We start from the raw sequence: 22,834 nt of genomic DNA, 5'->3' as shown, positions 1-22,834 counted from the left end.
AACGACCATCAGCAAAACGGGAGGAACCACCATGCTGAAGACACTGATCAAGACCACCGTCGCGGCGAGCTTCGCCGCGCTCCTCGTCTCGGGCTCCGCGCTCGCCCAGGAGCGCACGCTGAAGCTCGGCCATCTCGCGAACGAGGACAACACCTGGCACAAGGCCGCCGTGAAGTTCGGCGAGGAGCTCTCCGCCCGTACCGACGGCCGCATCGCCGTCGAGGTCTATCCGAACGAATCCCTCGGGGCGGAGATGGATGTCATCAACGGCATGCAGCTTGGCACTGCCGACATGACGATCACGGGTGAATCCCTGCAGAATTGGGCACCCATGGCCGCGCTTCTCGCCGTGCCTTACGCCTATCGCTCGCTCGAAGACATGGACCAGATCGCGGGCGGCGAGACCGGCGACGAGATCGAGGCCCAGATCATCGAGAAGGCACAGATCCGTCCAGTCGCCTATTTCGCACGCGGACCGCGCAACCTCACCTCCAACCGCCCGATCAAGACGCCGGACGATCTCAACGGCTTGAAGCTGCGTGTGCCGAATGTGCCGCTCTTCGTCGACACCTGGCAGTCGCTGGGCGCGCAACCGACCCCGATGGCTTTCTCCGAGGTCTTCACCTCGCTCCAGAACGGCACGATCGATGCCCAGGAAAACCCGCTGGCGCTGATCGACTCGGCCAACTTCGCCGAGGTGCAGGACTATGTGAACCGCACCGAGCACGTCCGCTCCTGGATCTACCTCACGATTTCCGAGATGACCTGGAACGAGCTCTCGGAAGAAGACCAGCAGGCCGTGATGGAAGCCGGACAGGCCGCGCAGGAATATGAGCGCGAACTCTTCCTCGCCGCCGAGGAGGAACTCGTCAAAACCCTTGAAGACAAGGGCATGGAGTTCGTCGAGGTCGACAACGCCGCCTTCGCCGAAAAGGCCAAGGACGCCGTTCTCTCCAACGTCAACGACGAGATCAAGCCGACGGTCGAAGAGCTCTTCAACCGCTGAGACAAGCGGACCGTCGCAGGAGAAGTGTGCGATGATCAATGATCGACTGCCGGAGCCCGGCCTTGCGATCGTCATCGGGCCAACCGATCCTGCGGCGGTCTGCAGAAAAGTTCTCGAAGGGCTCCCCGAGTGGTTTGGGGACCCTTCGGCCATCGAGAGATACGCGTTAGAGGCCCGGAACTCGCCATCGATCGCGCTTGTCGATGACGAAAACGAAGTCGGATTCGTCGTCTTGAAATGGCACGGCTTGGAGACTGTCGAACTTCATTCTCTCGGTCTTCTTCGGGAATATCACCGGCAGGGCCATGGCCGACGTCTCCTCGCGACTGCCGAGGGATACGCGAGGGTGAATGGAGCGAAGTTTCTCACTGTGAAGACGCTGGGACCGAGCAAGCAGGACCCCGCCTACGCAGCGACTCTGTCTTTCTATCTGGCGTTCGGATTCACGCCGCTCGAAGAATTCATGACACTCTGGCGAGAGCCGCCCAATCCATGCTTGTTTCTCGCTAAGGCGCTTTGAACGGTAAGCTTATGACTGACAGCTCCTCGATCACGAACCGAACGCCGCTGACCCTCATCGACCGCGCGCTGACATTCGTTTGCCGGACCGGTGTCCTCCTCTCCTTCGCCGTTCTCATCTATGCCGTTCTCACCCAGGTGGTCGGCCGCTCGATCCTGAGCGACTCGCCGGCATGGACGGAGGAGCTGACGCGTTACGCCCTTCTCTGGCTCGTCGCCTTCGGCACCGGGCTTTCGCTGAAGACCGGCGATCTCGTGAATGTCGACATCATCTCCGAGGCCTTGCCCGGCAAAGGACCGTGGGTGCTGCGCTTCGCCTCCGCGATCATCACGGTGGGCTTCTGCGCCGCCCTCGTCACCTCGGCCTGGCGCTTCACCTCGATCGGCGCGATGCAGACCTCGCCCGTCCTGAAGATCCCCATGAACTTCATCCATATGAGCGTTCTCGGCCTGCTCGTTCTTCTCGGCATCTTCGCCGCCATGCGCGTCGTCCTGATGCTGACGGGGGCAAGTGACGGCCGGGCGAACGCCCTCCCAGACATCGAATAGCGAGGACGACACCCCATGGACCTCGCTATCCTTCTCGGCACGTTCATTCTCGGCCTCGTCATCGGCCTGCCGGTCGCCGTCACGCTCGGCGTCGCCTCGATGGCCTATCTTCTGGTCGCCGGCATTCCGCTCGTCGTCATCCCGCAGAAGATGTATGCCGGCATGGACAGCTTCGTGCTGCTGTCCATCCCCGGCTTCATCCTCGCCGGCAATCTGATGAACCATGGCGGCATCACCGAGAGGATCGTGCGCTTCGCCAACGCCCTCGTCGGCTGGCTGCGCGGCGGGCTGGGTCTCTCGAACGTCGCGGCTTCCATGCTCTTCGGCGGAATTTCGGGCACCGCCGTCGCCGATTCCGCCTCGATCGGCGGCGTCATGATCCCGGGTATGAAGAAGGCCGGGTATCCGGGCGATTTCTCCGCCGCCGTCACCGCCGCCTCTTCCACCGTCGGACCGATCATCCCGCCGTCCGTTCCGATGATCATCGTCGGCTCGCTCTCCGGCATCTCTGTTGGCCAGATGTTCATCGCAGGCGCAGTGCCGGGAATCCTGCTCGGTCTCGCCATGATGGTGACCACCTACATCATCGCCGTCAGAAAGAACTTCCCGCGCCAGCCCTGGCAGGGCGTCGGTGAGCTCGGTCGCTCCTTCCTCGATGCCTTCTGGGCGCTCTTCATGACCGGGCTCATCGTCGGCAGCCTGCTGACGGGGCAAGTAACGCCGACCGAGACCGCCGTCGTTGCCAGCCTCTATGCCTTCATCGTCGGAGCCTTCGTCTACCGCGATCTGCCGCTCAAGAAGGTGCCGCGTGTCCTGATCGAGTCCGCCGTCGCCTCGGCCGCGATCCTCGCTCTTGTCGGATTCGCTAACGTCTTCGGCTGGATCCTCGTCTCCGAGCGCATTCCGCAGGCGATCGCCTCTGCCGTCCTTTCGGTGACCGACAATCCGATCATCGTCCTCCTGCTGGTCAACCTCTTCCTGCTCTTCATCGGCATGTTCATGGAGACGATCGCAGCGCTCATCGTGCTCTTCGTGCCGCTGCTCACGCTGGTGACGAGCGTCGGCGTCGATCCCTTACACTTTGCCGTGATCGCCGTCCTCAACCTGATGATCGGCCTGACGACGCCTCCAGTCGGCGTCTGCCTCTTCGTGTGCGCGGGCATCGCACGATTGCCGCTCGCGCCGGTGATCCGGGCAATCACGCCCTTCATCATCACCAACATTATCATCCTCATGCTGGTCACCTACATTCCGCCGCTGGCGACCTGGCTTCCCTCCCTGTTCTACAACTGAGATCACCCATGCGAACCCGCATCGCCCGCCTTCACGCCAAGCACGACATCCGGCTGGAAGAGCTCGACACCGCCCGGCCCGGCGCGGGCGAGGTGCTCCTGCGCATGGGAGCCGGCGGAATCTGCGGCTCGGACCTTCACTATTTTCACGACGGCGGCTTCGGCCCGATCCGCGTGAAGGAGCCGATCATTCTCGGCCACGAGGCTGCAGGCACGATCGAGGCACTGGGCGACGGGGTCTCCGGGCTCACGGTCGGCCAAAAGGTCGCCGTCAATCCGAGCCGCCCCTGCGGTGAATGTAAATACTGCGCCGAGGGGATGCCGATCCATTGCCTCGCCATGCGCTTTTCGGGATCGGCCCTGCGCTTTCCGCACGAACAGGGCCTCTTCCGTGAATGGCTGGTCGCCCCGGCGGCACAATGCGTGCCGCTCGCCGGCGAACGCAGCCTGTCGGAAGGAGCCTGCGCCGAACCCCTCGCGGTTTGCCTTCACGCGGGCAAACGCGCCGGCGACCTCTCGGGCAAACGCGTCCTCGTCACCGGAGCCGGCCCGATCGGCGTCCTCTGCGCGGCGGTTGCGAAGGCCGCAGGCGCGACCGAAATCGTCGTCACCGACCTTCAGCACGCCGCGCTTGCCGTCGCCGCCAAGATGGGCGCAACACGCACGATCAACGTCGCCGAGGATCGCGAGGCCATGGCTGGCTATGCCGCCGACAAAGGCCATTTCGACATCGCCTTCGAATGCTCCGCGGCTGCCCCTGCACTCGCCTCCGCCATCCACGCCGTCCGCCCCCGTGGACGGATCGTGCAGGTCGGCGTCACGGGCGATCTGGCCCTGCCAATCAACGTCCTCGTCGGCAAGGAGATCGAACTCGTCGGAACGCACCGCTTCTATGAGGAGTTCGCCGAAGCCGTGGACGCGATCAATCGGGGGGTCATCCCGGTCGCGCATATGGTCACCCACAGCTTCGGCCTCGACCAGCTCGAAGAGGCCTTCCAGATCGCAGGCGATCGCAGCCAGGCGGTGAAGGCGCAGATCGTCCTCAACGTCTGAGGATCCTCTCTCACCCTGGATAGCGGCGCAACGCGAAGAGGCGCGCGGCCATGACACGCCGCGCCAAAGATGATTTCATGACGGGCACGAATCTTCACGCAATGTGCCGATGCTCCGGCTCTTCCGGCGCGTCCAATCGCTTGCGGGAGACGAACCAGAAAGCCAGGGTGACCGAACGCCCTGCGCGAGGAGGAACCCGTTGAGCAGCTTCGTCTTCCAAACCACACCGTCCATTCTCTCCGAAGTCGGCTCGACCGCGCGGATGGGCGAGATCATGGCGAAGAAGGGCTGCAAGGCGGTCTTCTTCGTCACCGACAAGGGCATACTCGATCTCGGCCTCGCGGAAGCAGCGCTTTCCGGTTTCAAGAAGGCGGGCGTCGAGACCGTCATTTTTTCGGAGGTCGAGGCCGATCCACCGGAATCGATGGTTCTCTCCGCTGTCGACAAGGCCCGCGCGGCCAGTTGTGACGGCGTCGCCTCGGTCGGCGGCGGCTCCTCGCTCGATACGGCAAAGCTCATCGCGGTGCTTCTCGCCGGCGAACAGGCGATCGATGAAATCTACGGCGTCGGACAGGTGACGGGCGAGCGGCTGCCGCTTGTTCTCGCGCCGACGACCGCAGGCACCGGCTCGGAGGTGACGCCGATCGCGATCGTCACCACTGGCGAGGCGGAGAAAAAGGGCGTGGTCTCGCCCCAGCTTCTGCCCGACTGGGCGATCCTCGATGCCGAACTCACCATAGGCCTGCCCGCGCCGGTGACGGCAGCGACCGGCATCGACGCCATGGTGCACGCCATCGAGGCCTATACCTCGGCGCACAAGAAGAACCCGGTTTCGGACTGCCTCGCCCGCGAGGCGCTCGCCCTTCTAGGCGGCAATATCCGCACGGCCTGCAAACAGCCGGGGGATCGCAAGGCGCGCGGCGACATGCTGCTCGGCTCGATGCTCGCCGGCATGGCCTTCGCCAATGCGCCCGTCGCGGCCGTCCATGCGCTTGCCTATCCGCTGGGCGGACATTTTCATGTCCCGCATGGCCTCTCGAACGCACTCGTCCTTCCGCATGTCCTCGAATTCAACATGCCGGAAGCCGAGGCGCATTATGCCGAACTCGCGCCGATCGTTTTTCCCGAGCTTGCAGGAAAATCGCAGGCCGACGCCGCAAACGGCTTCGTCGAAGGCTTTCGCGCGCTTGGGCCCGAACTCGGCATGAAGACGCAGCTGCGGGATGTGGGCGTCAGCCATAACAATCTGCCCAAGCTCGCCGAGGACGCGATGAAGCAGGAGCGTCTGCTGGTCAACAATCCGCGCACCATGACCTACGACGCCGCGCTCGCCATTTACGAAAAGGCGCTTTGAGAGGGGCAAACGGGAAAAGCCGTTTTATCTCAAAGCCTCACACGCCCCCACTGCGGCGTGCGAAGCAGGTTTGTGCCCTTCGCACCCACGCAACACTTTTTCCAATCGCGCCAATCGGTTATGTGATCGGCAGCGACAGGGAGAGACCATGAGCAAGGCGACAGCGGCACCCCTCGACGCGGCGGCGCTTCCGGACGACGACGATCGCCTGGACATCCACAACTCCGCCATTCCGAAAATCTGCCGCGCCTGTGAGGCGCGCCATCGCGGCATCTGCGGCGCGCTCGATCCCGACCAGTTGTCGCGCCTCAGCCGGCATACCACCAAGCACAGATACGACCCCAACGCCGAGGTCGTCGCGCCGGATGAGCCGGTGGCGACCTATGCCAATATTCTCGCCGGCGTCGTGAAGCTCACCAAGCTCATGCCGGACGGGCGTCAGCAGATCGTCGGCCTCCAATTCGCACCGGATTTCCTCGGCAGGCCGTTCAAGTCGACGAACGAGATCGCCGCGGAAGCTGCGACGGAACTCGAAGTCTGTGCCTTCCCGCGCAAGGCGCTGGAAGATATGGTCCAGGAGTCACCCGAACTCGGCCATCGCTTGCACGAACAGTCGCTGAAAGAACTGGACGAAGCGCGCGACTGGATGCTGACCCTTGGCCGCAAGACGGCCGCCGAAAAGGTGGCGAGTTTCCTTTATCTCATCGCCACCCATATCGATCCGGAGATCGACCCCGCCAATGGCGGCATCCGCTTCGACCTGCCGCTCAAGCGCGCCGATATCGCCGACTTTCTGGGCCTGACGATCGAAACCGTGTCGCGCCAGCTTACCAAGCTGCGCAAGGCGGGCATCATCTCGATCGAAGCGAACCGCACGGTGACCGTCCCGAACCTCCGCCGGCTGGAAGCGGCCTGCGCGGTAGACGAGGAATAGTCCTCTTCACGCCCGGACAAAGCCTCGGCGACCTTTTTTTCAAAATCGCATGGGCGAATGGCTGGAAGGGGTGGGAAGGCGACTGTCCGGTTTCGGTCATCCGACAAAGGAAGCAGACCCTTGGCTGCTTATCGTACCATTTGGCATCGCATATGCCGCCGCTTAAGGCTTGTCAGCAGTGATGGGGTACGCCCATCATGACCGAGCGGAAACATGCCGTGCAGCCGCTTCGTTCGCATCAGACAGGCTCTTGGCGAATGGCGCGCCGTTGGCGAGCGAAGCGACGAGAGCCCCGACGAATGCATCGCCTGCACCGTGGGTGCTGACGAGGCGTACGGGCAGGGCCTCCAGCGCTACGGGAGCATCGCCGGATCGGGCGCCCGCGACACCTGCCCCTCCGGCGGTCACGACCACACGCGGAAAGCGTGTTGCGAGTTCCTTCGCCGCGGCAGCGGCGGACTTCAGGTCCTCGACCTGAAGTCCGCAAAGTTCTTCGGCCTCGATCGCGTTGACGATGAGGACGTCCACCAACGAAGCAAGCTCGCTCGGGAGCGCTCGGAAAGGTGCCGCGTTCAGGCAGACCGTCGCGCCTGCTTCGCGCGCAGCTCCGGCGGCGACCAGGTTTACGGCATCCGGAACCTCGTTCTGGAGGATCAACGCCTTCGCGTCTCTCCAGAGGTTCTCACTCGAGAGGGCTGCTATGTCGATAGCTAGATTGGCACCTGATACGATCACGGCACCATAATCGCCCTCGGCATCAGAGATCGCGACGCTCATTCCCGAGTTGGAACCGGACAGGCGCCTGACCCGCCTGGCGTCGACGTTCGAATCAACTAGCATGGAGAGAAGGAAACTACCGAACGCGTCGTCGCCGACCGCGCCAACCATGCGGACCCGGGTGCCGGCCTGAGCCGCTGAAACCGCTTGATTGCCGCCCTTGCCGCCGAACTTCGGCCGCCATGCGTGACCGGTGACCGTCTCGCCCTTGCGCGGCCGGTCCGGCGCGTCGACCATGATGTCGTAGTGTAGGCTGCCGACGACGACGATGACGGGCTGTTCGGTCATGAGATCCGTCGCTTTTCCTTCACGGCGCCCATCGTGGCGGCAAGATTGCGTTCAGCGGCCCCGAGGTCGCGCTGGGCGACGGCGGCGAAGACCGCGTCGAAGATGATGAGCTGGGCGATGCGCGCGGCGGCGTTCTCGCCGAGGAGTGGCGAGCCCTGCGCCGTAGAGCAGAGCACGACATCGGCCACGCCCGCGAGCGGCGAGGTCGAGTAGTTGGTCAGCGCAATGGTCCGCGCTCCCCTCTTTCGGGCAAGTTCCAACGGCTCGATCACTGCGCTGGTCGTCCCTGAATGGGAGAAGGCGATGGCGACGTCGCCGTCGCCGAGGAGCGAAGCCGACATCAACATCATGTGGGAATCGTCGAAGACGCTGGTGCGCACGCCGATGCGCAGGAACTTGTGCGCCACGTCCCGTGCGATCTGCGCCGATCCCCCGATGCCGTAGAGGTCGCGTTGGCGCGCCGCGAAGATGAGGTCCGCGGCCCGCTCGAAGGCCTCCGGATCGAGTATGGAGAGCGTCTCCTCGAGCGCATGAATGGAGGTGCGGAACACTTTCTGCGCGATCAGCGGCCCCGTGTCGTCAGGCGAGAGCTCCTGGTGCAGTTCGGCGGTTGGAAGGCGGTTGTAGTCGGCGATGCCGGAGCGAAAATCCTTGAAACCTGAGAAGCCCAGCTTCTTGGCGACCTTGACGATCATTGCCTCGGAGACAGCCGCATCTTCGGCAACCGTCTTCAGTGCCGTCGTCTCGTCGAAGTCGCTTCGCCCGAGGATGTTGTCGACGACCCGCGCCTCAAGGGGCGTCAGGAGCGGCATCATCATTCGGATACGCGGTCCGACAGTCCGCGGGTCCGCCAAACTCATGTTCATCCCCGGCCCCTCGTCACCCGATCCACCAACATCGCCGCCAGAATGATAAGGCCGGTGGCGAGAAGTTGATAGAAGGCCTGGACGTTCATCAACGTCAAACCGTTGCGTAGCGCGCCGAGAATGATGGCCCCGAGGATGGTGCCGACCACCGATCCCTTGCCACCCATGAGTGAGGCGCCGCCGATCGCGGCGGCGGCGATGGCGTCGAGTTCCCAAAGATTGCCGAGCGTCGGGTCCGCACCACCAAGGCGCCCGACGAGGATCAGTCCGCCCGTCGCGGCGAGGCCTCCAGAGATGACGTAGGCCGCGATCTTGGTTTGTGCGACGGGGACGCCGGCGATGTGTGAGGCCTCTTCGTTGCCGCCGACCGCGAGGAGATACTCGCCGAGCGGCGTCTTGTTCAGAAGCACCCAGACGAGAAACGCCAGCGCCGCGACGATCACGACCGGGCTCGGTACGCCGAAGATGGCCGTGTTGAAGATCGCCCGGAACTCCGGCGGCACGCCGAGGATCGGGTTGCCGCCAGTGTAGATCAGCGCGGAGGCGCGGTAGAGCGAGAGCGTGCCGAGCGTCACGATGAAGGGCTGGAGCCCGCCATAGGCGACGAGGATGCCGTTCACCGCTCCGCAGGCCATGCCGAACAGAAGCGCGGCTGGGATTGCCAGAACGATCGGCGCCCCGCCTACCATCATGGCGGCCGCGGCAACCGCCGCGATCGCCGCGGTCGGGCCGACCGACAGGTCGATGCCGCCGGAAATGATGACTAACGTCATGCCGAGTGCGATGCAGGCGTTGATCGACGATTGCTGAAGGATGTTGAGAAGGTTGCGCTCGGTCAGGAAATTCGGCGTCAGGATCGCGAATACGACGACGATCAGGACCAGCCCGATCAGCGTTCCGGCGTCGCGCAGGCCGAAGCCGAAGGAGAGGCCGCGGTGTGTCGGGGCGGCAGAGGCTTGGCTCGACATGAGGATCATGCTCCTGAAGAGAGGTGGGGGGCCGCAGGCGCGGTCGAAGAGGTCGACTGTTCAGAGCGCGGTACGGCGAGGGCGACGATCGCCTCCTCGCTGACGTCCGCCCGGTCGAGGATGCCGGCGACACGGCCCTCACGCATTACGAGGACGCGGTCGGAGACCCGCATGATTTCCGGCAGCTCGGAGGAGACGACGATCATGGACCGTCCCTCCGACGCGAGCCGTTCAATGAGCGCGTAAATTTCAGCCTTCGCCCCGACGTCAATGCCGCGCGTCGGCTCATCGAACAGGAGGATACGCGCGCCCGCCGCGATCCAGCGGCCGATGATCGCCTTCTGCTGGTTGCCGCCGGAGAACTGGCCGATCGGTCGCTCGACATCGAGGGGGCGCAGATTGAGTTCGCGCATCAGCGTCTCGCTTTCGTGCTTCAGCGCCCGGCGTCGCACAAAGCCGAACTGCGAGAACCGGCGCATGGAGGAGAGGCCGATATTGGAGCGCACGGAGCGGCGCGCGACGATGCCGTCTCGCTTGCGCTCCTCGGGCAGAAGGCCGAGCCCGGCGCGGATGGCCGCGCGCGGACTGCCGAGCGGCAACGCCTTGCCCTCGATCCACACGGTTCCGCCGTCAGGTTTGTCGACACCGGCAATCAGGCGGAGAAGCTCCGTGCGCCCGGCCCCGACGAGGCCGGAAATGCCCAGCACCTCGCCACGCCGAAGCGTGAAGCTCGCACCGTGGACGGCTTTGCCGCGTGACAGGTCTGTCACCTCAAGGACCGTCTCGCTCTGCGCGAAGCCGGCATGCGCGGCATGGGCGAGTTCACGCCCGACCATGCGCGAGATGACCTCCGACTCGCTTGTGGACGCCATCTCGACGTCGGCGACCTTGCGCCCGTCACGAAGGATGGTCGCGGCGTCGCAGACGCGGAACACCTCGTCCATCTTGTGGCTGACATAAATGATCGACACGCCCTTGGCCGCCAGCTCGCCGATGAGGCCCGCAAGGCGGTCGAACTCCGCCGGCGTCAGGCTGGAGGTGGGCTCGTCCATGGCGAGAACCTTGGCGTCCTCCATCATCGCGCGCGCGATCTCCACGATCTGGCGCTGCGCGACCTTCAACGTCTTGATCGGCGCAGCCGGATCGATGGTCGCATCAAGCGGGGCAAGGGCGGCGGCGGCGGCGCGCTCCTGCACCCGACGCGCCACGAAGAGCCCGCCCGCGGCCTTCAGCGGCCTGCCAAGGAACATGTTCTGTGCCACCGTGAGCTCCGGCACGTGCTGAAGCTCCTGGTGGATCATCGCGATGCCGGCCTTGCGAGCCGCCACGGGTCCGCGACCGGAAAGGCGAACGCCGTCGATCTCGACGTGACCTTCGGATGGCTCGAAAACCCCCGACAGGATTCGAAGGATCGTCGACTTGCCCGCCCCGTTCTCACCGAGGAGCCCGTGGACGGAGCCGGGGCGTACGCGCATCTCGACGCCGTCGAGCGCCTGAAGCGTTCCGAAGCGTTTGCCGATTCCCGAAAGTGTCAGACGATCTGATGCGTCCTGCATGAATCCGTTCCTCCCTGGACGGCGACGGGCGCGGGGCGGCGGGCCGCCGCGCGCCCGTCGCCCACGTCAGTTGCCGGCGTCTTCGAGCAGGCGTTCGCGCAGCGCATCGCTCGTGACGGCGAAGTCCTCGACGTTGTCGGCCGTGATCAGCGCCTGCGGTGTCGCGATGACACGCGGCAGGTCTTGGCCGCCGACGAGACGAAGCGCGACCTCCATCGCCACTTCGCCGGTGAGCACGGGGAACGAGTCGACCGTACCGGTCAGTTCACCTGCCCGGATGGAATCGTAAGCGTCGGAGATGCCATCTGTGCCGAACACCGCGACCTGATCCTGAAGGCCGGCTGCCTTCACAGCCTCGACGACGCCGAGCGCCATGCCGTCATTGTTGGCATAGAAGCCCACAAGGTCTGGATGCTGCTGAAGGATCGTCGCAGCCGCGTCGTAGGAAAGCTGGCGATCCCAGTTGCCGGGCACTGAAGCGACCACATCGAAATTGCCGGCCTCCTCGATCGTGGCGGTGAAGCCATCGGTGCGCTGACCAGCGGCGAATACCCCTGCCTGCCCCTCAATCACGGCGACCTTGCCGCCGTCGGGACGGTTCTCGACGAACCACTGTGCAATCCGAACGCCGTTGTCACGCTGGACGTTGCCGACATAGTGCCGCGCACCCGGGATCACCGCGTCGTTGACGTTGACGACGGGAATATCCTGCGCCTCGGCGCTTTCGAGCGCTGGCTGGAGATTAGAGTCGGTCTGGGGGGAGAAGAGAAGCGCGTCGAAGCCCTGGCTGATGAGGTTCTCGGCGATCGAGAGCTGGCCGAGCTGATCGCCCTCGCTCTGTGCCGCCTGATAGACAAACTCGACGCCTGCGGCTTCGGCGTAGGCTGCGTAGCCCTCGCCAAGCGAGCGCCAGTATTCGTTGGTCAGCGTCTTGGACACGCCGCCGACGGCCGTGTCTTCAGGCGCGGCCGGAACCTCCCCGAACTCGTCCGAGAGGGCGGACCAGTCGATGCGGTCAGTCTCGGTGTCGGAGTTGAGGGGCGCAAGTTCCTGCGCGAAGGCGGCAGTCGCGCAGAGCGAAAGGGCGCAGCCGGCCAGGAGTGAGGTCATGCGGAACATCAAGTTTCCTCCTATGGAAATGCCGGATGGAACGAGCGGTCCGGCCCGCTGAGACGCATCGTCAGTGGGCTGCGATCAGCGCGGCGTTGACGATGGATTGGCTGGCAACGCTGTCCTGGCGGGCCTGCGCTTCGCCTAGACGGTTGTCCCGGTCGAGGCGGTCGGCGACGGCCAGGAGCCGATCGACGGTCTGGATGTTTGTTTCGCACTCGGCGACGGGGTCGAGTCCGGACGCATCGGGAAAGGTGTCGAAGTAAAGCGCGCCGCCATAGCCATCGCGTCGGATCTGACGCAGTAGTTCAAGCGTGGACCGCAGATGGACTGCGCCCACCATCAGCCCGTCGTCGCGCTTGGCGTATCCATCGTTCAGGTGAACGCCGAGAAGCTGCGACCTCCGGTGGATGAGGTGGGCGGCATAGGCCGGCTGCTCGCCTGCATAGAGAGAGTGAGCGAAATCGAGGGTGACACCGAGGTTGGGCGCGCCGATCTCGTCGATGGCCAGAAGTGTCGTCGCGCAGTCGCGCAGAAGCGCATGAGCACGAGGCTCGTCCGGCTTGTACTCGATCGAAATGTGGCAGTTCGGATCGTGCTCGGCGACCTCGCGGATGCCGGCGATCTCGAGGTCCCACGCCTCTGCATAATCGAGCTGGAAATTGTAGTCGAAGCCGTCCTGACCGAGCCAGAGCGTCATCAGGCCGGCGCCCATGGCACGTACGGCGTCGATGCCCCGCTTGGTCATATCGATCGCCTCACGCCTCACGGTTTTATCCGGATTTGTGAACGCGCCGAGCTTGAACGCCGGGTTTGTATAGTAGCGCATTGCAAGGCCGTTGACCGTCAGACCAAGGTCGCCGATCCGCCGCCCTACGCTCGCGGCGTCGTCCGTCACGTGGTCCGGGTAGTTCAGATCAACGTCCGTCAACCCTTTCGCCGTCGCAGCGCGCTCGGCCATCTGCATGAAGCTAGGCTTGCCCGAAAGGTCCGGCCAGAAGAGGTGCGGCGCGGAGCCGAATGAGTTCAGGCGTGTGGCGAATCTAGTAAGGGTCATGAGGGTACCATCAATTTTTTTTCTACTTTACGGTTTTACGTATAGTCGTCAAGCAGGCTTTCGGTGCGGGGGGTGTGTCCGCGACGGTAGGCTGGAGAGGCTCTGAAGCTAGCCCCTTGGCCTACCTGCGCAATCTTCGCCTTCTGGTCGCCCGCAGCGCACCGTCTTGAACAGCTACACCCTGAGGACTGCCGCGTGTGCGGGTGGCTACGCCAGCGCCTCACAGTTCAGTCGCGAGCACACGCGTGTGTTCGGCGTAGCGCACAGGCGCGATAGAGCTAGGCAGGTTCGATTCGGGTGCATGGGTCGCCATCTCCCGCTTCGAGCGGACCCCAAAGGTGTTCGGCGATGTGAGCGTCTGCTTCTTGGTCACAACCTCGACAGTGTGAAGGTCGCAGAAGGGTCGACACCTGCCGACTAACAAAGAGCCAATATCTCAAGAGGGACTTCGAACCCATCGCATTTCATCTTCTGGTAAGGCATCTCACCCTGTTCGCAGATCGAAGAGCGCCGCCTAGACCGCCTTGGAATACCGTGCCGCTCCTCTGTCGAGATAGGCGTCGAACCAGGAGGCGACGGTTCTGACGAAGGGCCGCCCTGCCTCGGTCACCCGGAAAACGCCGTCCTCGACGGCCACCAGACCGAAAGGATCGACCGCCATCGTCGCAAGCGCGCCGCGCACCGCTGGCCGGGCCGCAGCACCGAAACGAGCGTCGAGGTCGCCGAGATCGAGCGAAAAATCGCACATCAGCCGCTCGATCGCATGGGCGCGGATGCGATCGTCCTCGGTTGTCTCATAACCGCGAAAGGCCGGCGTCTCTCCCGCCGCGACCGCCCGCCGATAGGTCTCGATAGGCGCGACATTCTGAACGAAGCCGCTCGGATAACGGCTGATTGCCGAGGCTCCGAAGCCGATCAGGGTCTCGCAGGCATCCGGCGTGTAGCCTTGAAAATTGCGGTGCAGCCGGCCGGCGCGCGCCGCCTTGGCGAGCGGATCGCCATGCAGCGCGAAATGGTCGATCCCGACGGGATCGTAGCCAGCGGCCGCGATGCACCCCGCCGCCCGTTCGCAATCCTCTAACCTCTGGCGCTGGTCCGGCAGATCGGCCTCGTCGATCATCCTCTGATGGGTCTTCATCCACGGCACGTGAGCGTAGCCGAACAGCGCGATGCGCTCGGGCCGCAGCCGGATCACCTTCTCGATCGTCTTCATCAGCCGTTCCGGTGTCTGGCGCGGCAGGCCATAGAGCGCGTCGATATTGATCGCCGTCAGCCCATCCGCCCGGCAGGCCTCGATCACGTCCCGCGTCACCTCGAAGCTCTGGGGCCGGTTGATCGCGGCCTGCACGTCCGGATCGAAATCCTGAACGCCGATGGAGATGCGGTTCACGTCGAGCAGCCGCAGCCCGGCGAGCGTGTCCTCGGTGACATCCGACGGATCGATTTCGACGGCAATTTCAGCATCCGGCGAAATGTCGAAGCTAGACTCCAGAGCCTCGCGAATGCGCTGAAAATCCTCCGACCTCAGGATGCTTGGCGATCCACCGCCGAGATGCAGGCGATCGAGCGTCAGGGGTCCATCCGCCCTCTTTCGAAAACCGGAGATTTCCTGAACCAGACTGTCGACATAGCGCGCCACCGGCTCGTAGCGCTTGGTCATCTTGGTGTGGCAGCCGCAGAACCAGCAGAGACGGTCGCAATAGGGAATGTGGAGATAGACCGAGACCGGCTCGCGCCTGTCGATTTCGCAAAGAAAGCGCGCCGGCAGATCGTCCTCGCCGATCTCGGCGAAGTGCGGCGCGGTGGGATAGCTGGTGTAGCGGGGAACTTGCTCGCCGTAACGACTGGTGACAGCGGCGGGATCGAGCGTGCGGTCAGGCATGGAGGCCTCCTTCCTCTGCAGCGCCGATCATCGGCAGGATGTATTCGCGCTCGAAGGCGATGTGCCGGCGCATGGCGCCGAAGAAGCCGCGCAGCATGTAGCCGAGGCTTTCCGCCTTCTCCGCCTCAGGGTTCTCGGAGAGATCGGCCAGCGCCTCGGCCACTTCATCGGCATAGCCTTCGTCTTCGATATGCTCCCAGGCAAGGCGCAACAGCGACTGGAACCTGACGCCGTCTGCGTCCTGCCCCTGCGCGATGAGCGGAAAAACGCGCTCCTCCTCGAAGCGATGAGCCTTTCTGACGAGCGTGGAGAGCGTTTGCGAGAGCCGTTGGCAGGTCAGCAAGCAGACCTTGCCGGGCAGCCCGTCAGCGAAAGCTTCGAGCTGAGCGCAGAGCTTTTCCTGTTGATCGAGAACCTCGCGAAAGGTGCCCGCGAGATCGGTGCCGGTTGGAACCGGCTTCAGCGCCAGCTGGGTCATGCCGGGCTTGCGATGGAGGATGACGACGTCGCCGTGCATGAGGGGGGTCCAAGCTCCGTTCATGGGTTCGATTGAGCGCCAGTCTCGCCAAAGGTCGAACGCGCCGCCTTGACCTGGATCAAGGCGGCTCTCTCCGCCGCGATGCACAAAACGCACCGACGCCGGACGAATCCCTTGCCGTGTCTTTGCGGGGGAACGGACCGGTGCCGATGCTACGGAGAGATCCCCATGAAACATTCGACAGAGGCGATCGCGCTGCTCGTCGCGACGCTAGCCGCCTTCGTCGCGGCCGGCTTCGCACAGGATGCCGGCTTTGCCGCCCATGCCTGGGTCCTGTTCTTCATCTTCGCGGCCGCATCCGTCGTGATGCTGAACCGCGTCTCGTTCACCGACGAAAAAGCCCTTCCGGTTCGCGCGAACGCGTCCGATGACGGGTCCGGCGCGGCAGTCGCCCACGCCGCCACAGCCTATCAGGACGACGTGGTCCGCTACGGCGTGATCGCGACCTCGCTCTGGGGTGTCGTCGGCTTTCTCGTCGGCACCATAGCCGCGCTGCAGCTCGCCTACCCGGACTTCAATATAGAGCCGTGGTTCAATTTCGGGCGCGTTCGCCCGCTGCACACGTCTGCGGTCATCTTCGCCTTCGGCGGCAATGCGCTGATCGCGACCTCGTTCTACATCGTGCAGCGCACGACGCGGGCGCGGCTGTGGGGCGGCAATCTGCCGTGGTTCGTCTTCTGGGGCTACCAGCTCTTCATCGTGCTCGCCGCGACCGGCTATCTCCTCGGCATCACCCAGAGCCGCGAATATGCCGAGCCCGAATGGTATGTCGATCTCTGGCTCACCATCGTCTGGGTCGCCTATCTCGCGGTCTTCGTCGGCACGCTGGTGAAGCGCAAAGAGCCGCACATCTACGTGGCGAACTGGTTCTTCCTCGCCTTCATCGTGACGATCGCGATGCTGCACGTCGTCAATAATTTGGCCGTGCCGGTCTCCTTCCTGGGTGCCAAGAGCTATTCGGCCTTCGCCGGCGTTCAGGACGCGCTCACCCAGTGGTGGTACGGCCATAACGCGGTCGGCTTCTTCCTCACCGCCGGCTTCCTCGGCATGATGTATTACTTCATTCCGAAGCAGGCGAACCGTCCGGTCTACTCATACCGGCTGTCGATCATCCACTTCTGGAGCCTGATCTTCCTCTACATCTGGGCCGGCCCGCATCACCTGCACTACACGGCCCTTCCCGACTGGGCGCAGACCCTCGGCATGGTATTCTCGATCATGCTCTGGATGCCCTCCTGGGGCGGCATGATCAACGGCCTGATGACCCTCTCGGGGGCCTGGGACAAGCTCCGCACCGATCCGATCCTGCGCATGCTGGCCATGTCCGTCGCCTTCTACGGCATGGCGACCTTCGAGGGCCCGATGCTCTCCATCAAGTCGGTCAACTCGCTCAGCCACTATACGGACTGGACGATCGGCCATGTGCATTCGGGTGCACTCGGCTGGAACGGCATGATCACCTTCGGCGCGATCTACTATCTCGTTCCGAAGCTCTGGAACCGGGAGCGGCTCTATTCGCTGCGCCTCGTCAACTGGCACTTCTGGCTCTCCACCCTCGCCATCGTGATCTACGCCGCGGTAATGTGGGTCTCCGGCATCATGCAGGGCCTGATGTGGCGCGAATACGGCCCGGACGGATACCTCGTCTACTCCTTCGCGGAGACCGTCGAGGCCATGCATCCCTACTACGTAATGCGCGCCTTCGCCGGTGTGGTCTTCCTCTCCGGCGCGCTGATCATGCTCTTCAACATCTACAAGACGATCCGCGGTGAGCTGCGGGTCGAGGAACCGATGGGCGGCCGCACCGCCCTCCAGCCGGCCGAGTAAGGAGGCGAAACCGATGTCCGACAATACCGAAAAGGACGCGCTGAAGGGAGCGCGTCCAGAACTGAAGAAAGACCCGGTCGCCAAGCCGCTGCTGTCCCGCCACGCGAAGATCGAGAAGAACGTCACGCTTCTTCTCGTCCTCTCGCTGATCACCGTCATCATCGGCGGTATCGTGGAGATCGCACCGCTCTTCTACCTGAAGAACACGATCGAGAAGGTGGAGGGCATGCGGCCCTATTCGCCGCTCGAGCTAGCCGGCCGCAACATCTACATCCGCGAGGGCTGCTATGTTTGTCATAGCCAGATGATCCGGCCCTTCCGGGACGAGGTGGAACGCTATGGCCATTATTCGCTGGCGGCCGAATCCATGTACGACCATTCCTTCCAGTGGGGTTCCAAGCGCACCGGGCCCGATCTTGCCCGCGTCGGCGGCCGCTATTCGGACGAATGGCACGTGGAGCACCTGATCGAGCCGCGCTCGGTCGTGCCTGAGTCCATCATGCCGAGCTACGCCTTCCTCGCCGAGACGGAACTCAACGTCGAGGACCCGGAAGGCCATCTGAGGGCCAACCGCGCGGTGGGCGTGCCCTATACCGACGAGATGATCGAGGCCGCGAGCTCCGATCTCCTCCTCCAGGCGAGTGCGAACGCCGACGCGGACGAACTTCTCGCCCGCTATCCGAAGGCTGTCGTGCGCGACTTCGACGGCAATTCCGCCGTAACCGAGATGGACGCCCTCATCGCCTATCTGCAGATGCTCGGCACTCTGGTCGATTTCTCGACTTTCGAACCCGAAACCGCCGGTCGCTGAGGAGGACACAAGATGGACTTCGACTATCAGGCGCTCCGCACCTTCGCGGATAGCTGGGGCCTCCTCTACATGATGGCGATCTTCCTCGCCGTCCTCGTCATCACTCTGCGCCCCGGTTCGCGGCATTCCGCGAACGAAGCGGCCGATATTCCCTTCAAGGAGGACTAAAGCCATGGCGGAGCACGAAAAGCCCGTCGACGACGTGACCGGAGTCGAGACGACCGGGCACTCATGGGACGGCATTCAGGAGCTGAACAATCCCCTGCCCCGCTGGTGGCTCTGGATATTCTACGCGACCATCGCCTTTGCGGCGCTCTATACGCTGCTCTACCCGGCCTGGCCGCTCGTCAATCAGGCAACCGCCGGCATCCTTGGCTGGTCGAGCCGGGTGAACGTCGAAAAATCGCTTAGCGAGGCCGAGGCCGGCAAGCAGGCGATTGTTCAAAAAATTGCGGCGCTGGAGCCCGCGGAGGTCGCCGCCGACGAGAAGCTTCGCGTTCACGCGATCGCCGCCGGCAAGGCCGCCTTCAAGGTCAACTGCGTCCAGTGCCACGGCTCCGGCGCGGCGGGCGGAGGCGGATATCCGAACCTCAACGACGACGACTGGATCTGGGGTGGTTCGGTGGATGCGATCTACAAGACGATCATGCACGGCATCCGTTACGAAGCCGACGACGACGCCCGCATCTCCGAAATGCCGGCCTTCGGCCGCGACGGCATCCTCGAACGCGAGGAGATCACCGACATCGCCCACTATGTCCGCCAGCTTTCCGGTCAGGAGGGTGACACCAAAGAAGCCAAACGCGGTGCAACGCTCTTCGCGGACAACTGCGCGGCCTGCCATGGCGAAAACGGCGGCGGCGGACAGGAGGTCGGTGCCCCGGCCCTCAACGACGCGATCTGGCTCTACGGCGGATCGGTGAAGGAGATCACCTCTCAGATCCACGATCCTCGCCACGGCGTCATGCCCGGCTGGGTCGATCGCCTCGGAGAAACGACGGTGAAGGAACTCGCCGTCTACGTGCACTCGCTGGGAGGAGGCGAATAGGCCCTCCCAGCCGCATCCAAAAACGAAGAACGACCGATCCCGGATAGCAAGCTTCGGGGTTGGTCTCCCAGCTCAAGTATATTTGTCGCGGAAACGTCCTTTCCGACGAAGCCCACCGGTACCGGTTCCTTACATTTTTAGACTTCCCGCGAAGTTTTCTTTGACCAAGGCATGAAGTATCCGGCGTCGGCGGCCCGCTCTTTCCGACACATTCAGATCGAACTCATCTTTCGCTGCCATGATTTTGGGATCGAAGTGGAGAAGATCGATGTTCCGCGCCGCCCAAATCATTCAAGGCTCAGTAGATCTTGGGGGACGACCACCTCTCGATCGGTGGCTTCGGATGGCCGCGCCCCTGCAGCAGAGATATGACGCGGAGAATGGTTCCTCCCGAACAGTAGAGTTGCAATTCGGCATTCTGATCGGGCTGTTGATTTACAACGTCTACAATTTGACAAGCATTGTCCTTATTGCCGACCTTCTCACGTTCTCGGCCATCCTCAGGCTTGCAGTCATCACACCGCTCTCGCTCGGTCTCGCTTGGTTGATCGGGCGCACTCCATCATATTGGACCGAGTGGATTGTCACGGGCGGGGTCATCGCTGCGTTTCTGGCGCCTGCCTATCTCTTCTGGGCAACAAATGAACCGCTGGGCCTCTTCACATTCGGCGAACTCCCGCTGACGATCATCTTCGCTTGCGTTATCCTGGGATTGCGCTTCCCAAACGCGATCGTCGTTACCCTGACCGCTCTGGTCCTGACGTTTCTCGTGCTCGCGTCGAAGGACGGACTGGAGACCTCGCTCGGATTGGTCTTTGCCACACAATTTACGACCGCCTGCGCTTTCGGCCTCGTTGCAAACTACCGTATCGAAAGACGTCGCTGTTCAGATTATCTGGAAAAGCTCGCAGCTACGCTTCAGACGGATCATGCGGTCGCTGCCCGCCGAGAATTCCAGACACTGGCGCAAACCGATGAACTGACCCAATTGCCCAACCGGCGGCATATGGCCGAGGCTGTTGAGGAAAGACTGTCGGAAGGTCGATCTCTCGCTCTGATGATGATCGATATCGACCACTTCAAGGCCTATAACGACGCGCTGGGCCATCCCGCGGGTGATGCGTGCCTTCAACGCGTGGCGAATGCCCTGGCCAGTGCCGCATCAGATCAGGAGGGCGCGTTCTGCGCCCGTTTCGGCGGCGAAGAGTTCACATTTGTAACTCCCTGCTCCGGCAAGGTCGAAGCCGCGCGCGCGGCGCGATCGCTCGTGCAGGCGATCTCGACTCTCCGCATTTTCCATCCGTCCCGGCCAGACTCGCTCGACATCGTCACCGCCAGCATCGGGGTGGCGTTTACTGCTAATGGGAAGGCGCAATCCCTCGGCGATCTTCTGATTAATGCGGATCGTGCACTCTACCGGGTCAAACACAGCGGACGGAATGGATATCTGCTGGATATCCCGGAAAGGACGCCGAAGCGGCGCTCCGGCGACGAACTACGCGCCACGCTCCCACCGGCAGCCGCTCTCCAGATGGGATAGAACACGCACCGCTTCTTTTTCAGCGGCGCAAGCAGGGACGCGCCAGAACTCGATCTCCGCATGTATTCACAAATGCACGTGCTGGCCTTCGGGCCAGATGATCTCGTGCGCGCTGAAGGTCGCCAACGACACAGGACCACCGGTCTCTTGATAGCTTGATCTGGGTCAATGTGGCTTGCCTCGCCCCCGCCTATGGAGCGGATGTGAGAAACCTTGGGCCGAAAGCCCGGAGCCGCATCCCGTGAACCAGCGCCCCGACACCATAGACCGCCCTGACGCCGAACCGAGCGACAAGATCCACACCTTCGCCGACAGCGCCACGCATACGCTCGGCTCGTCCGCACCTCTCTATGCCAAACGGGAGAAGATCTTTCCCAAACGCGCGGAGGGACGGTTCCGGCGACTGAAGTGGATCGTCATGGCGGTGACGCTGGGCATCTACTATCTGACGCCATGGATCAGGTGGGACCGTGGACCCTATGCGCCGGATCAGGCCGTGCTGGTCGATCTCGCGAACCGCCGCTTCTACTTCTTCTTCATCGAGATCTGGCCGCAGGAATTCTTCTTCGTCGCGGGCCTTCTCGTCATGGCAGGGGTCGGTCTTTTCCTCGTCACCTCGGTCGTCGGCCGCGCCTGGTGCGGCTATGCCTGCCCGCAGACCGTCTGGACCGATCTGTTTCTGTGGGTCGAGCGCGCGGTCGAGGGCGATCGCAACCAGCGCATGAAGCTGGACAAGGCCCCTTACGACGCGAACAAGATTGCCAAGCGCGCCATCAAGCATGGCATCTGGCTGCTGATCGCGGTCGCCACCGGCGGCGCATGGATTTTCTATTTCGCCGACGCGCCGACGCTTCTGCGCGACGTCGTCACGCTGAACGCGCCCTTCGTCGCCTATGGCACGATCGGCGTTCTCACCTTCACCACCTATTCCCTCGGCGGGCTGATGCGCGAGCAGGTGTGCATCTATATGTGCCCCTGGCCGCGCATTCAGGCGGCGATGCTCGACGAGCATTCGCTGACGGTGACCTACAACGACTGGCGCGGCGAGCCCCGCTCGCGCCATCAGAAGAAGGCGATCGCGCGGGGCGAGCCTGTCGGCGACTGTGTCGATTGCAATGCCTGCGTCGCGGTCTGCCCGACGGGCATCGACATCCGCGACGGCCAGCAGCTCGGCTGCATCACCTGCGCGCTCTGCATCGACGCCTGCGACGGCGTGATGGACAAGATCGGCAAGGAACGCGGCCTGATCGCCTACGCGACCTTCAACGACTACAACCACAACATGGCGATGGCGACGAACGGCGCGACCGGCCGGATCGAGCCCGCCCAAGTGCGCGACGGCGCGGGTCGCTTCGTCGAAGGCCTGAGGCATTTCGACTGGCGCATCATTCTGCGCCCGCGAACGCTCATCTACTTCGCCGCCTGGTGCGCGATCGGCCTTGCACTGCTCACAGCGCTCTCCTTGCGCGACCGGCTCGATCTCAACGTCCAGCACGACCGCAATCCGGTCTTCGTGACGCTTAAAGACGGCTCGATCCGCAACGGGTATACGGTGAAGCTCCTCAACATGGTGCCCGAGCCGCGCACGATCGCGCTTTCGATCGACGGCCTCCCCGGCGCGACCATGGCAATCCCCGATCTGCGGCTCGAAAACGTCGAAAGCGCCGATGTCGACGTGGACCCCGATCTTTTGCGCCAGATCAAGGTCTTTGTATCCCAACCGGCCGAGAGTGTCGAAGCTGGTGCGAGCGACTTCGAAATCATCGCCGAGGACACGGGCTCCGACGAGCGCGATGTCTACGACGCGATCTTCGAAGCGCCGGACCGGCCTTGATGGCAGCCATGAAGGAGACCTGATC

At 63.5% G+C, this 22,834-nt stretch carries 21 protein-coding genes; 13 read left to right on the top strand and 8 right to left on the bottom strand.

What is annotated here, in order from left to right:
* The first annotated feature begins 31 nt into the window (after positions 1-31).
* From ABRA89_RS02125 to ABRA89_RS02095, 7 genes are all read left to right on the top strand, one after another.
* The gene (locus ABRA89_RS02125; RefSeq protein WP_349939794.1) at positions 32-1,006 is read left to right on the top strand and encodes a TRAP transporter substrate-binding protein; all 975 of its coding nucleotides are present in this window, start codon (positions 32-34) and stop codon (positions 1,004-1,006) included.
* A gap of 31 nt (positions 1,007-1,037) precedes the next feature.
* Positions 1,038-1,526, top strand: coding sequence for a GNAT family N-acetyltransferase (locus ABRA89_RS02120; RefSeq protein ID WP_349939793.1), 489 nt, complete (start codon positions 1,038-1,040; stop codon positions 1,524-1,526).
* 11 nt (positions 1,527-1,537) lie between these two features.
* Positions 1,538-2,074 (top strand): TRAP transporter small permease, encoded by a 537-nt coding sequence (locus ABRA89_RS02115; RefSeq protein ID WP_349939792.1) that lies wholly within the window; start codon positions 1,538-1,540, stop codon positions 2,072-2,074.
* A 15-nt stretch (positions 2,075-2,089) separates the two neighbouring features.
* On the top strand, positions 2,090-3,367 hold the full coding sequence (locus ABRA89_RS02110) for a TRAP transporter large permease (protein WP_349939791.1): 1,278 nt from the start codon (positions 2,090-2,092) through the stop codon (positions 3,365-3,367).
* A gap of 8 nt (positions 3,368-3,375) precedes the next feature.
* A complete protein-coding gene (locus tag ABRA89_RS02105; protein ID WP_349939790.1) occupies positions 3,376-4,419 on the top strand; it encodes an L-idonate 5-dehydrogenase in 1,044 nt (347 codons plus the stop codon).
* 199 nt (positions 4,420-4,618) lie between these two features.
* A complete protein-coding gene (locus tag ABRA89_RS02100; RefSeq protein ID WP_349939789.1) occupies positions 4,619-5,773 on the top strand; it encodes an iron-containing alcohol dehydrogenase in 1,155 nt (384 codons plus the stop codon).
* A 148-nt stretch (positions 5,774-5,921) separates the two neighbouring features.
* Complete coding sequence (locus ABRA89_RS02095) at positions 5,922-6,707, top strand: Crp/Fnr family transcriptional regulator (protein WP_349939788.1); 786 nt, start codon at positions 5,922-5,924, stop codon at positions 6,705-6,707.
* Between the two features lie 195 nt (positions 6,708-6,902).
* On the opposite strand, the gene ABRA89_RS02090 is transcribed toward ABRA89_RS02095, so the two are convergent.
* The 8 genes from ABRA89_RS02090 to ABRA89_RS02055 all read right to left on the bottom strand — a co-directional run bounded on the left by ABRA89_RS02090 (position 6,903) and on the right by ABRA89_RS02055 (position 15,752).
* Positions 6,903-7,772 (bottom strand): PfkB family carbohydrate kinase, encoded by an 870-nt coding sequence (locus tag ABRA89_RS02090; protein WP_349939787.1) that lies wholly within the window; start codon positions 7,770-7,772, stop codon positions 6,903-6,905.
* Entirely contained in the window at positions 7,769-8,638 is an 870-nt protein-coding gene (locus ABRA89_RS02085; protein WP_349939786.1) for a MurR/RpiR family transcriptional regulator, read from the bottom strand. Before ABRA89_RS02085 ends, ABRA89_RS02090 begins: the two co-directional genes overlap by 4 nt.
* Positions 8,635-9,606 (bottom strand): ABC transporter permease, encoded by a 972-nt coding sequence (locus ABRA89_RS02080; protein WP_349939785.1) that lies wholly within the window; start codon positions 9,604-9,606, stop codon positions 8,635-8,637. Before ABRA89_RS02080 ends, ABRA89_RS02085 begins: the two co-directional genes overlap by 4 nt.
* A 5-nt stretch (positions 9,607-9,611) precedes the next feature.
* Entirely contained in the window at positions 9,612-11,162 is a 1,551-nt protein-coding gene (locus tag ABRA89_RS02075) for a sugar ABC transporter ATP-binding protein (RefSeq protein ID WP_349939784.1), read from the bottom strand.
* A 66-nt stretch (positions 11,163-11,228) separates the two neighbouring features.
* The gene (locus ABRA89_RS02070) at positions 11,229-12,272 is read right to left on the bottom strand and encodes a sugar ABC transporter substrate-binding protein (protein WP_463671244.1); all 1,044 of its coding nucleotides are present in this window, start codon (positions 12,270-12,272) and stop codon (positions 11,229-11,231) included.
* A gap of 70 nt (positions 12,273-12,342) precedes the next feature.
* Complete coding sequence (locus ABRA89_RS02065; protein WP_349939782.1) at positions 12,343-13,329, bottom strand: sugar phosphate isomerase/epimerase family protein; 987 nt, start codon at positions 13,327-13,329, stop codon at positions 12,343-12,345.
* Between the two features lie 514 nt (positions 13,330-13,843).
* A complete protein-coding gene (gene hemN / locus ABRA89_RS02060) occupies positions 13,844-15,211 on the bottom strand; it encodes an oxygen-independent coproporphyrinogen III oxidase (RefSeq protein ID WP_349939781.1) in 1,368 nt (455 codons plus the stop codon).
* Entirely contained in the window at positions 15,204-15,752 is a 549-nt protein-coding gene (locus ABRA89_RS02055) for a hemerythrin domain-containing protein (protein WP_349939780.1), read from the bottom strand. The genes hemN and ABRA89_RS02055 overlap by 8 nt, the downstream gene beginning before the upstream one ends.
* 165 nt (positions 15,753-15,917) lie before the next feature.
* Between ABRA89_RS02055 and ccoN the strand changes: the two genes are divergently transcribed.
* From ccoN to ccoG, 6 genes are all read left to right on the top strand, one after another.
* Positions 15,918-17,576, top strand: coding sequence for a cytochrome-c oxidase, cbb3-type subunit I (ccoN, locus tag ABRA89_RS02050; protein WP_349939779.1), 1,659 nt, complete (start codon positions 15,918-15,920; stop codon positions 17,574-17,576).
* 13 nt (positions 17,577-17,589) lie between these two features.
* Positions 17,590-18,387 (top strand): cytochrome-c oxidase, cbb3-type subunit II, encoded by a 798-nt coding sequence (gene ccoO / locus ABRA89_RS02045; protein ID WP_349939778.1) that lies wholly within the window; start codon positions 17,590-17,592, stop codon positions 18,385-18,387.
* A gap of 12 nt (positions 18,388-18,399) precedes the next feature.
* The gene (locus tag ABRA89_RS02040; protein ID WP_349939777.1) at positions 18,400-18,555 is read left to right on the top strand and encodes a cbb3-type cytochrome c oxidase subunit 3; all 156 of its coding nucleotides are present in this window, start codon (positions 18,400-18,402) and stop codon (positions 18,553-18,555) included.
* A gap of 4 nt (positions 18,556-18,559) precedes the next feature.
* Positions 18,560-19,435 (top strand): cytochrome-c oxidase, cbb3-type subunit III, encoded by an 876-nt coding sequence (gene ccoP / locus ABRA89_RS02035; protein ID WP_349939776.1) that lies wholly within the window; start codon positions 18,560-18,562, stop codon positions 19,433-19,435.
* 343 nt (positions 19,436-19,778) lie between these two features.
* Entirely contained in the window at positions 19,779-20,975 is a 1,197-nt protein-coding gene (locus tag ABRA89_RS02030) for a GGDEF domain-containing protein (RefSeq protein ID WP_349939775.1), read from the top strand.
* A gap of 241 nt (positions 20,976-21,216) precedes the next feature.
* Positions 21,217-22,809, top strand: coding sequence for a cytochrome c oxidase accessory protein CcoG (gene ccoG, locus ABRA89_RS02025; RefSeq protein ID WP_463671235.1), 1,593 nt, complete (start codon positions 21,217-21,219; stop codon positions 22,807-22,809).
* Positions 22,810-22,834: the final 25 nt, after the last annotated feature.

The organism is Fulvimarina thalattae (genome assembly GCF_040239565.1).
In the GTDB taxonomy this organism is placed as follows: Bacteria; Pseudomonadota; Alphaproteobacteria; order Rhizobiales; family Rhizobiaceae; genus Fulvimarina.
Note: the sequence above shows the minus strand (reverse complement) of the source record. Positions and strands in the feature narration are given on the sequence as shown.